Origin of the sequence: Duganella rhizosphaerae (assembly GCF_040364205.1) — a bacterium.
Taxonomy (GTDB): Bacteria; Pseudomonadota; Gammaproteobacteria; order Burkholderiales; family Burkholderiaceae_D; genus Rugamonas; species Rugamonas rhizosphaerae.
In genome coordinates, this window is sequence record NZ_BPWK01000008.1 from 375,419 (window position 1) to 386,027 (window position 10,609).

The 10,609-nt window shown below is 65.0% G+C and carries 9 protein-coding genes; 6 read left to right on the forward strand and 3 right to left on the reverse strand.

The genetic code is table 11. From position 1 onward, the window contains the following. Positions 1-48 precede the first annotated feature (48 nt). Positions 49-1,425 carry a sensor histidine kinase gene (locus RUGAMON1_RS19460; protein WP_445232068.1) on the reverse strand — a complete coding sequence of 459 codons (1,377 nt, stop codon included), beginning with the start codon at positions 1,423-1,425 and terminating at the stop codon, positions 49-51. Next, positions 1,422-2,078, reverse strand: coding sequence for a response regulator transcription factor (locus tag RUGAMON1_RS19465; RefSeq protein WP_445232069.1), 657 nt, complete (start codon positions 2,076-2,078; stop codon positions 1,422-1,424). The genes RUGAMON1_RS19460 and RUGAMON1_RS19465 overlap by 4 nt, the downstream gene beginning before the upstream one ends. A 159-nt stretch (positions 2,079-2,237) precedes the next feature. On the opposite strand from RUGAMON1_RS19465, the gene RUGAMON1_RS19470 reads away from it, so the two are divergent. The 5 genes from RUGAMON1_RS19470 to RUGAMON1_RS19490 all read left to right on the forward strand — a co-directional run bounded on the left by RUGAMON1_RS19470 (position 2,238) and on the right by RUGAMON1_RS19490 (position 9,022). After that, on the forward strand, positions 2,238-4,982 hold the full coding sequence (locus tag RUGAMON1_RS19470) for a TonB-dependent receptor (RefSeq protein ID WP_445232070.1): 2,745 nt from the start codon (positions 2,238-2,240) through the stop codon (positions 4,980-4,982). After that, positions 4,969-6,117, forward strand: coding sequence for a DUF5009 domain-containing protein (locus RUGAMON1_RS19475; protein WP_445232071.1), 1,149 nt, complete (start codon positions 4,969-4,971; stop codon positions 6,115-6,117). Before RUGAMON1_RS19470 ends, RUGAMON1_RS19475 begins: the two co-directional genes overlap by 14 nt. An 11-nt stretch (positions 6,118-6,128) precedes the next feature. Beyond that, positions 6,129-7,190, forward strand: coding sequence for an acyltransferase family protein (locus tag RUGAMON1_RS19480; protein ID WP_445232072.1), 1,062 nt, complete (start codon positions 6,129-6,131; stop codon positions 7,188-7,190). A 215-nt stretch (positions 7,191-7,405) separates the two neighbouring features. Next, positions 7,406-8,134, forward strand: coding sequence for a PEPxxWA-CTERM sorting domain-containing protein (locus RUGAMON1_RS19485; protein ID WP_445232073.1), 729 nt, complete (start codon positions 7,406-7,408; stop codon positions 8,132-8,134). A gap of 78 nt (positions 8,135-8,212) precedes the next feature. After that, positions 8,213-9,022, forward strand: coding sequence for a sterol desaturase family protein (locus RUGAMON1_RS19490; RefSeq protein ID WP_445232074.1), 810 nt, complete (start codon positions 8,213-8,215; stop codon positions 9,020-9,022). On the opposite strand, the gene RUGAMON1_RS19495 is transcribed toward RUGAMON1_RS19490, so the two are convergent. Further along, positions 9,019-9,828 carry a M48 family metallopeptidase gene (locus tag RUGAMON1_RS19495; RefSeq protein ID WP_445232075.1) on the reverse strand — a complete coding sequence of 270 codons (810 nt, stop codon included), beginning with the start codon at positions 9,826-9,828 and terminating at the stop codon, positions 9,019-9,021. The two genes, RUGAMON1_RS19490 and RUGAMON1_RS19495, sit on opposite strands and share 4 nt — an antisense overlap. A 129-nt stretch (positions 9,829-9,957) precedes the next feature. On the opposite strand from RUGAMON1_RS19495, the gene RUGAMON1_RS19500 reads away from it, so the two are divergent. Further along, on the forward strand, positions 9,958-10,449 hold the full coding sequence (locus tag RUGAMON1_RS19500) for a hypothetical protein (RefSeq protein ID WP_445232076.1): 492 nt from the start codon (positions 9,958-9,960) through the stop codon (positions 10,447-10,449). Positions 10,450-10,609 lie beyond the last annotated feature (160 nt).

Below are 10,609 nucleotides of genomic sequence, written 5' to 3' on the forward strand. Positions count from 1 at the left end.
AGTTTCAGCGGCCCGATTATATGGCATAAATAACAAAGAAAATATACGTCACTCCCTTACATCGGCAAAGCTCACCACCACCTGCAATCCCGGTCCGTCATCGCGATTGGCCAGCTGGATGCGACCCTGGTTGCGGGCAGCGGCCCGTTCGGCGATGGCCAGGCCAAGGCCGCTGCCCGGCTGGTCCTGGTCCGGCAAGCGGAAGAAGCGTTCGAACACCTTGCGCTGCATTTCCGGCGCGATGCCCGGCCCCTGGTCGCCGACCGATAACACGATACGTTCATCCGCCTGGGCGACGGCCACCGTCACGCGGCCGCCTTCCGGCGAATACTTGACCGCGTTGCTGACCAGGTTATCGATCAACGACGCCATGCTTTCCAGGTGCATGGCCAGCATGCAGCGTTCCGGCGCCTGCAATTCGATTTCGACGTGGCGCGTGGCGGCGATCTGCCCGGCCAGCGCCAGCCGGTCCGCCACCAGCTCGACCAGGTCGCGCGGCACCAGGCTGGCGTGATCGCGGTCGCCGCCGGAGCGGGCCAGTGCCAGTAACTGGTGCACCGTGTGCGTGGCGCGTTGCACGCCGGTGCGCAAGCCCTGCCCCGCCTCTTCCACCCGCTGTGCCGTGCGTGTCGTGGTCAGCGTATCGGCGTTGATCTGGATGATGGACAGCGGCGTCTTGAGCTCATGGGCCGCGTCGACCAGGAATTCCTGCTCGCGCTCCAGCCTCTCAGTCAGCCGCTCCATCAGGCGATTAACCGATCCCACCAGCGGCGACAGCTCCAGGTAGGGCGACGGCGCCAGCGGCGACAAATCGGTGGCCGAGCGCTCCTCGATCTCGCCGACGATGGACTTCAACGGCCGCAGTCCGACGCGGATGATGAACCACGCCGGCAGCAGCAGGAACGGTACACTGAACAGCAACGGCGCAAAATAGTAGCCGATGCTCGACACCTGCAGCATCCACTCGCCGATCACCTCCGTCGCCATGCGCACGGTGACGCCGGTGGCGGGATCGTCTTCAACCGACACCACCCAGCCGTCCTTGAGCGGCTGCGCATGCGGGCCGGCGGCGGCGTCGGTGGGCGGCAGGCCGGCATCGGGCGACGCGTAGACCAGCTGCCCATGCCGCCATACCTGCGTTTGCAGCGCCGGGATGTACCAGCCCAGCTCCGTGTAGAGCGCGTAGTGCAGCTGCTCCATCTTGCGCACCAGCGGCTGGACCTGCTCCGGCGGCCGCTCACCGACAGTTTGCATCAGCACGATGATGCGCAAGGCGCTGGCGCGCAGTTCGCGCTGCATGTCGCGCCGCTTGCTGGTGCGGGTTTCGTAGACGTCCAGCGCCAGGTTCGCCAGCCAGATCAGCATCATCACCGAGATGAAGCCGAACAGCAGGCGCTTGAACAGCGAACGATTATGCATCGTCATTTGTCGACCACGTAGCCGACGCCGCGCACGGTGCGGATATAGCCCTCGCCGATTTTCTGCCGCAGGTGCGACATGTGCACGTCCAGCGCCGCGCCCTCGCTGTGCGGCAGCGCGCGCGACTCCAGTTCGCGCCGGGTCAGCACGCGGTCAGGGTAGCGCATCAGCGCGTGCAGCAAGGCGAATTCGGTTTTCGACAGCACCACGTTGGCGCCGGCGCGGGTCAGCAGCATGCGCTTGTCGTCCAGCACCAGGTCCTTGACCTTCCACACCGGCTCACCGGATTCGCTCCAGCCGGTGGCGCGCCGCATCACCGCGCGCAGCCGCGCCAGCAGCTCCGTGACGACGAAGGGCTTGACCAGGTAATCGTCGGCGCCGCGATCGAGGCCGTTCAAGCGGTCCTCCAGGCTGTCGCGCGCGGTGATCACCAGGATCGGCAGCGTGTGGCCGGCCGCCCGCAGCTCGCGCAGCACGTCGATGCCGTTGCCGTCGGGCAGACCGAGGTCCAGCAGCACGGCATCGAACGGTTCGTTTTCCACCCAATGACGGGCGTCGCTGGCGCGCCGCACCCAGATAACTTCCTGTCCCGCATCCTGCAAGGCCGCTTGCAAGGCCTTGCCCAATTCCAGGTCGTCCTCGACCAGGCAAATCTTCATATGTCGCCACCTTATTCGTGAAGCCCGTATCTACGCATCTTCTTGCCGAACTGTCAATCGCCTGCGCGCCACAACGTTAGGAAAACCTTAAGGTTCCTTTTGGATAGCGTTAAGGAAGACTAGGGACAATCTGCCCACACTTAAAACAAGGGAGACCAGATGGACAGCAACGCAGGGATCAAAACGACGCTCACGCCTATCGCTTCGGCTGTGGGATTGATGCTGGCATGCGCGGCGGCGGCCGCGCCGGCCATGGCGCAACAGGCGGCCGGCGACAACGCCCAGCCGCTCGAGCAGGTGGTGGTCACCGGCATCCGCGCTTCCCTGCAGCAGGCGCTGGCCCGCAAGCGCAATAGCGACACGCTGTCCGAAGTGGTATCGGCCGAAGACATCGGCAAAATGCCGGACAAGAACGTGGCCGACGCCATCCAGCGCGTACCGGGCGTGAACATCTCGTCCTCCGCCGGCGGCGAAGGCGGCTTCGCCGAAAATGACCGCGTCAGCATCCGCGGCACCAGCTCCAGCCTGACGCAGACGCAGGTCAACGGCCATGCGATCGGCACCGGCGACTGGTTCGTGCTGGACCAGGCGGGCGCCGTCGGACGCAGCGTCAGCTACGCGCTGCTGCCGTCGGAGATCGTCGGCGCCGTCACGGTGCAGAAAAGCCAGCAGGCCGACATGGTCGAAGGCGGCGTGGCCGGCTCGGTCAACATCGAGACCCGCAAGCCGCTCGACTTCAAGAAGCAACTGACGCTGGAAGGCTCGGCGCAAGCCATCTACGCCGACCTGCCAGGCAAGACCGATCCTCAATTGAGTGCGCTGCTCGGCTGGAAGAACGACGCCAAGACCTTCGGCGTGCTGGTGCAGCTGTTCTCGGAGAAGCGCCACGAACGCCGCGACGGCCAGGAGTTCTACGGCTACACCGCCATCGCCGCCGACAGCAACGCCGCCAAGGCCCATCCGGAACTGGCGGGCATCCTGGCGCCGGCCGGCATCAGCGCCTCGCTGTTCGAGCAGACCCGCAAGCGCACCGGCGGCGCCTTCGACCTGCAGTTCAAGCCAAGCAAGGACCTGAGCTTCGACATCAACGGCTTCAGCTCCCAGCTGGATGCGGCCAACTACAACCGCAGCTTCTACAACAACATCGCCGCCAACATCAACGCCACCAATGCGGACACCGGCGCCTCGGTCGGCGTGATCCCGTCGGCCTACACCATCAAGAGCGGCACGCTGGTGGCGGCCACGATACCGGCTTCGCAATACCCCGCCGTCAGCTCCACGCAGACTTACAACTCGTCGCTGTATTCGGCCTTCGGCGACCAGATCTACCGTCCCGGCTCGTCGTCCTCGTCGGCCTACATAGACCTGAACGGCAGCTACAAGGTCAATCAGGACCTGCGCATCAGCGGCAGCGCGGGCTACACGCGCGGCTCCGGCAAGACCCCGGCCGATATCGGCTACGAGGCCGGCCTGACCGGCGCCGGTTCCAGCTACACGCTGAACGGCATGTCGCCCGCCACCATGTCCTTCCCCGGCGCGGACACGTCCAGGTTCACCAACTACGTCACCGCTTCGGCCTGGGGTTCGCATGTCATCACCAAGGACAGCGAAAAATACGCGCAGGCCGACGGCGAACTGCGGCTCGATCGCGGCGTCATGGAATCGGCCAAGTTCGGCGTCCGTTTCGCCGAGCACCATCGAAGCGTCAGCCAGCCGGAGAACCGCAGCTGCAAGGCCTGCGACGGCACCACCTCGGCGCCGATGCCGGTGTGGAACGGCTCCACCTACCCATCCAACTTCGGCAACGGCATCACCAACAGCGCCGACTTCCTGCGCAACGTATGGCAGATCAATCCCAGCGACATCGCCGCCTGGGCCGCCAAGTACGACCTGGCGGGCGGCCCGACCACCGAGAACTGGGCCGGCGAGATGGACGTCAAGGAGAAATCCAGCGCCATCTACGGCATGCTCAACCTGGCAGGCGACGGCTGGCGCGGCAACGTGGGCGTGCGTTATGTGCATACCAACCAGGCCACGATCACCAACATCCCCGGCGGCGACCATCCGATCGGCCAGGACAACGTGAACGGCGTCTACACGCCGACGCTGAACCAGACCGGCTACAACGACGTGCTGCCGAGCGCGAACTTCAAGTTCGACCTGTCGCCCAACTTGGTGGCGCGCGCCGCCGCCGCCAAGACCATGGCGCGTCCCGACTTCAGCGCCATGGTCGGCGCGGTCACGCTGAACGACACCAACCTGACCGGCAGCAGCGGCAACCCTAACCTGAAGCCGGTCCGCTCGACCAACTACGACGTCGCGCTGGAATGGTACTTCGCGCCGAAAGCGCTGCTGTCGGCCGGCGTGTTCTACATGGACATGTCGTCCTACGTCACCTACGGCACGGCCAACCTCACCTACTTCAACAACTCGTTCAAGCGCTTCGACAGCTACGCCATCTCGTCGCCGACCAATATCAGCGCCAAGAACAAGGGCGTGGAGCTGGCCTACCAGCAGCACCTGTTCGGCGGCGTCGGCGTGCTGGCCAACTACACCTACACCGACGGCAGTGCGGCCGATGGCAAGCCGGTGGTCGGCAATTCCAAAAACACCTACAATGCGGAGACCTACTACGAAGACGACAAGCTGAGCGCCCGCCTGGCCTATACCTATCGTTCCAGCTTCTCCGGCGGCTTGTACAACAGCTTCCCGCAGGTGATGGCGGGGACCGGCAACCTGGCGGCGTCGATCAACTACAAGATCAGCGAGAACCTGTCGATCACCTTCGATGCGCTGAACCTCAACAACGCCGTGCTGCGCTACTACGGCGAGAACAAGGATCAACCTATCGCCTCGTATTCGAACGGCCGCCAATACTACCTGGGTCTGCGTGGCAAACTCTAAACCCGCGCGGATACTGGCGATCGACGCCTTCCGCGGCATCACCATCCTGGTCATGATCTTCGTGAACACGCTGGCCGGCGTGCGCGGCATGCCGGCCTGGATGGAGCATGCCGCGGCGGACGCCGACGCCATGACCTTCCCGGACGTGGTGTTTCCGGCCTTCCTGTTCATCGTCGGCATGTCGATACCCTTCGCCATGGCGCAGCGGCAGGCGGCTGGGGACACGGTGGAGCGACGCTGGCGGCACGTGTTGGCGCGCGCCGCCGGGCTGCTGGTGCTGGGCGTGTTCATGGTCAACGCGGAGGATGGCTACAACGAAGCGGCGATGGGCATGTCCATCCATCTGTGGTCGCTGCTGTTCTATGGCTGCGCGATCCTGGTGTGGGCGGTCTATCGTTTCCACAGCAAGGCGCTCGCCGTGGGATTGCGCGCGGCCGGCGTCGCCGGCTTGCTGGCCTTGGCGCTGATATTCCGGGGCGGTCCGGATGGCAGCCTGCGCCTGGCGCCGCAGTGGTGGGGCATACTGGGATTGATAGGCTGGGCCTACCTGTTCAGCACCGTGGCATGGGCGCTGACGCGGGCCCGCCTGCTGCCGCTGGGCGCATTGGTGCTGGCCTGCACAGGCCTGTATTGTGCTGCCCACACGGCGGCAGGCGCGCTGGCCGAGAATGCGGTCCACACGTCGATCGCGCTGTGCGGCTTGCTGACGTCCCTGATCTTCTTCGGCCAGCAGCGCAGCAAGCCATTCCGCGACGCGCTGCTGCTGGCGCTGACGCTGGCCGTGCTGGCCTGCGTACTGCGGCCGTACTTCGGGATCTCGAAGATCTACGCCACGCCAAGTTGGGCGCTGTACAGCTCCGCCATCTGCGTGCTGTTGTTCGCGGCGCTGTACTGGCTGGTCGACCTGAAGCGGCTGAGCGGCTGGACGGCGCTGGTCCGGCCGGCGGCGGCCAACCCGCTGCTGGTCTATCTCATTCCCTACATCGTCTACGCGCTGATGCAGGTCCTGCGCCTGGCATTGCCGGACGCGCTGGGCTCCGGCATGCCGGGACTCCTCTGGGCCCTCGCCTACGCCGCCATCGTCATGGCGCTGGCAGCTGGCCTCAACCGCATGCATATCAAATTGCAGCTCTAAACTTTAAAACTATGCGTATCAATTCTATCGACGCGGTGCGCGGCCTGACGGTGGCCGCCATGCTGCTGGTGAACGACGCCGGCGACTGGTCGCACGTCTACCCCTGGCTGGAACACGCCGAATGGCACGGCTGCACGCCGCCGGACTTCATCTTCCCCATCTTCATGCTGATCGTGGGCGTCTCCATCAACCTGGCGCTCAGCCCCCGCCTGGACGCGGGCGCGGACAAAGCGCCGCTGGCGCGCTCGGTGCTGTGGCGCGCCGCGCGCATCGTGCTGCTGGGGATAGCGCTGCACGTGGTGGCGATGCTGCTGCTGAACGGGCGCGGCTTCCGCCTGTTCGGCGTGCTGCAAAGGACCGGCATCTGTTTCGCGGCGGCGGGGCTGATGGCCATCTACCTGCGCGGCGCCCGCGCCCAATGGACCGCTTTCGCGGCCATCCTGCTTGGTTACTGGGCGCTGCTGATGGCGGGCGGCTCGCTGGAGCCGGGCCTGAACCTGTCGGACCGCATCGACAGCGCGCTGCTGGGCCATCTGGCCTACCAGTACGACGCCGCCACCGGCATCGGCCACGATCCGGAGGGCATCCTGGGCACCTTGCCGTCGCTGGCCACCGTCATCCTCGGCCTGCGCGCCGGCGACTGGCTGCGGCGCGGCCAGACCCGCACGCTGGCCCTGGCCGGCGCCGCGGCGATGCTGCTGGGCGGCCTGTGGTCGCTGGCGCTGCCGTTCAACAAGCAGCTGTGGACCTCGTCCTTCGTGCTGTGGACCGGCGGCTTCGGCATGCTGGCCGTCGCGCTGGCCCACCAGCTGATCGACGTGCGCGGCTGGCCGCCGCTGGGCCGGGCCATGGGCCTCAACGCCATCGCCGCCTACGCCGGTTCCTGGGTCGCCACTTGCGTGATTGAAGGCAGCGGCCTGATGGGGCCGCTCTACGCCCGCGTTTTCAGCGGCCCGCTGACTCCCCTGTTCGGGCCGTGGACGGCCTCGCTGGCGTTCGCCGCCGCCTTCACGGCACTCTTCTGGTTGGCTATGGCGGGAGCCGAAAAACGCGGCTGGCGCGTCACCATCTGACGCACCTGCTTCTTTTTCGCAAGTTGCGGTAGCGCTTCCATTGCTAGCACAGCCATTGCAACTTACTCAACAGCCTTTACAAATTAAAAATATTCCAATTTAAACATTGTTCATTCATAATTCATTTAGAACAAGTTAATTGACCACAATCAATTGACTTTCAACACCGCCGGCGGCCGGGAGTCCGCCTGACATTCGAATCCTGGAGTTTTTGCATGCGTATTAAATCGATAATGATGGCCCTGTCCGCCGCTGCCGCCCTGTGCGCAAGCGTGGCAAACGCCGCCGTCCCTGGCGAACTGATCGTCAACGGTGGTTTCGAAGTCGGCAACTACGGCCAAATCGGCTACGCCGGCCATACGGTCCAAGGCTGGAACAGCACCGGCTACAACTTCCTGTTCAGCGACACCAACGCGGACCACGGCGGCGTCAGCGGCAGCTACGGCAACCTGCAACTGTGGGGCGCCGGTAATGGCTCCGCCAACGGCCTGGGCGCCAGCCCGGCCGGCGGCAACTTCATCGCCGCCGATGGCGCGTTTGAAATCGCCCCGCTGACCCAGACCGTCAACGGCCTGGTCGCCGGTCAGCAATACAACCTGAGCTTCTACTGGGCTGGCGCGCAGCAATACACCTTCAACGGCGCCACCACCGAACAGTGGAAAGTGTCGCTGGGCGGCCAAACCATCTCGACCGCAGTGAAGAACAACGCCAACCACGGTTTCACCGGCTGGCAGAAGGAAACCTTCACCTTTACCGCCACCAGCGCCAGCGAAGTGCTGAGCTTCCTGGCCGTGGGCACGCCTGCCGGCGTGCCACCGTTCTCGCTGCTCGATGGCGTGTCGATGACCTCGGCCGTGCCTGAGCCGCAAACCTGGGGCATGCTGGGCCTGGGTCTGGGCCTGGTTGGCTACGCCGCGCGTCGCCGCAAAGCCAAGGCTGCTTAACTCGCCGCCTGTTTGAATCAGTGCCGGACGTTCGCGTCCGGCATTGTCGTTTCCGCCTTTTACCACGCCATGACACCGATGAACCAACTGCTCGCCTACCTGCCTACTTTTGCCCTCAACGTGGGGCGGCTGTGCGTGTGGCTGGTGCTGCTGTCGCTGGTGTTCGTGCCGCTGGAGCGCTGGCTCGCGGTGCGCCAGGCGCATCTGCCGCGCCGCGCGCTGGCGATCAACCTGGGCCTGTACTTCCTCAACAGCCTGCTACCGGCCGCCATCCTGGGCGCGTTGATGTCGGTGGTCGCCGTGGCGGCGCAAGCGCTGCTGCCGGCCGCCGTGCCCGCCGCTGTGGGCGCCTTGCCATTGTTGGTTAAACTGCCGCTGTCCTTGCTGATCGCGGAAATCGGCTTTTATTGGGGGCATCGCCTGAGCCACCGCTTGCCGTGGCTGTGGCATTTCCATTCGGTGCACCACAAGCCGGAGCACCTGTACTTCCTGATTAACACGCATGCGCATCCGGTCGACATGATCGTCACCCGGCTGTTCGGCATGACGCCGCTGTACGTGCTCGGCCTGGCCGGCGCCAGCGCGGGCGGCAGCGCCACGCCGGCGCTGGTGATCGTCATCGGCACGGTGTGGGGCTTCTTCATCCATTCCAACCTGCGGGTCCGGCTCGGTCCGCTGGAATCGCTGATCGCCACGCCGGCCTTCCATCACTGGCACCACACCAGCGTGGCGCCGCTGGACCGCAACTTCTCGTCGACCTTGCCCTTCCTCGACCGCGTATTCGGCACCTGGCACTTGCCGGCCGGCTGGCCGGTGGCCTACGGCCTGGCCGAAACCCCTTCCGTTGCAGCCGAAGCCGGCCAGCGCCAGTCCGCCACGCACGGCTAGCGGCGCGCCGCTTCGTACAGCGGCGTCACCTTGGGCATCAACGCGCTCAGCTCGGTGGTGCGGGTCTGGTCCGAAGGATGCGTGGACAGGAACTCGGCCGGCGCCTTGCCCTTGTTGGCGGCCGCCATCTTGTTCCACACCGAGATCGACGCATTCGGGTTGTAGCCGGCGCGGGCGGCCAGTTCCAGGCCCATGCCATCGGCTTCCGATTCGTTCTGCCGCGAGTTCGGCAGCACGTACAGATAATGCGCCACCTGATTGGCGGCCTCGACCTGTGCCGCGCTGTTGGGCGCGGCCGTCAGCGCCGCCTGGCTCAGGGCGTTCTGCGCATAGGCTTTCGACACCCGTTCGCGGCCGTGCTCGCGCAAGGCATGCGCCACCTCGTGCCCCATGATGACGGCGATCTCATCGTCGCTCAGCTTCAACTGGCGCACCAGGCCGCTGTAAAAAGTGATCTTGCCGCCCGGCGCGCACGAGGCGTTGAGGATGGGCGCGTCGATCAGCACCAATTGCCAGTTCCATTTGACGGCGTCGTCGCGAAAGGCGCCCACCTGCTTTTCCAGCCGCGCGGCGATGCGCGCCAGGCGCTCGTACTCGGCGCCGCCGGTTACCAGGCGGCCGGCCGCCTTGGCTTGCTGGTTTTGCTGGGTGTAGTTCACCAGCGCCATTTTTTCGACGGTATCGGCCGACACCAGCATCAACTGCTGGCGCTGGGCGCCGACGACGCCGGGCTTGGTGGTGGAGGCGCAGGCGCCCAGCGCCAGCGCGATGGCCAGGGTGCAGGCCGGCGTACGTATGCGTTTCATGGAAATCTCCCTGTTGGACGTGGAGCTCTCATTTTCCACAAGGAAAATATTTCCCGTCTAATCCAGATCAAGCAGGACGCAATCCTTCGCTATAATCCAACGTCCTCACTATGACGAAGAAAGCTTCGGATGATCAAAAGTTTACGTATGGCCGGCGCGCTGCTGCTGGCCGGCCTGTCCGGCGCGGCCGTGGCCGACACCTTCGAGACCATCGAACCGGCGCCGCTGAAGGAAGTGTGGCTGAACGGCGGTTTCTACTCCTACCATTTCCAGCGCGACAAGGGCCTGAACGACAGCAATCCCGGCCTGGGCGGCGAGTACCGTTTTTCGACGGTGGCGTCGGCGACGGCGGGCCGCTTCTACAACAGCGACCGCGGCTATTCGAATTATGTGGGCGTGTACTACCAGCCGTGGAAGATCGGCCCGGTGCGCCTGGGCGCGGTGGCGGGCGGCTTCAGCGGCTACCCCAAGATGCGCGACGGCGGCTGGTTCCTGGCGGCCATCCCGACCGCCAGCTTCGAATACAAGAGCGTGGGCGTCAACGTCGCCATCGTGCCGACCTACAAGGACCGGCTCTATGGCGCGATTTCCGTTCAGCTCAAGCTGAAAGTCTTCGAATAAACCCGGGGTCAGGTCTGACATTCGGACACGAGCTCTGCCGTAGCGCTTGTTACGGCAGAGCTCGTGTCCGAATGTCAGACCTCGTATATTGAGCATACCGCATCTCCATCGGATAATAAGGACGTAGGTGCGGTCAGGCGGAGTGACGCTGATCAGACTT

Coding starts and splice junctions, on each gene's coding strand:
- RUGAMON1_RS19470 (WP_445232070.1), top strand. CDS start 2,238: ATGGACAGCAACGCAGGGATCAAAACGACGCTCACGCCTATCGCTTCG.
- RUGAMON1_RS19460 (WP_445232068.1), bottom strand. CDS start 1,425: ATGACGATGCATAATCGTTCGCTGTTCAAGCGCCTGCTGTTCGGCTTC.
- RUGAMON1_RS19500 (WP_445232076.1), top strand. CDS start 9,958: ATGATCAAAAGTTTACGTATGGCCGGCGCGCTGCTGCTGGCCGGCCTG.
- RUGAMON1_RS19485 (WP_445232073.1), top strand. CDS start 7,406: ATGCGTATTAAATCGATAATGATGGCCCTGTCCGCCGCTGCCGCCCTG.
- RUGAMON1_RS19495 (WP_445232075.1), bottom strand. CDS start 9,828: ATGAAACGCATACGTACGCCGGCCTGCACCCTGGCCATCGCGCTGGCG.
- RUGAMON1_RS19490 (WP_445232074.1), top strand. CDS start 8,213: ATGAACCAACTGCTCGCCTACCTGCCTACTTTTGCCCTCAACGTGGGG.
- RUGAMON1_RS19465 (WP_445232069.1), bottom strand. CDS start 2,078: ATGAAGATTTGCCTGGTCGAGGACGACCTGGAATTGGGCAAGGCCTTG.
- RUGAMON1_RS19480 (WP_445232072.1), top strand. CDS start 6,129: ATGCGTATCAATTCTATCGACGCGGTGCGCGGCCTGACGGTGGCCGCC.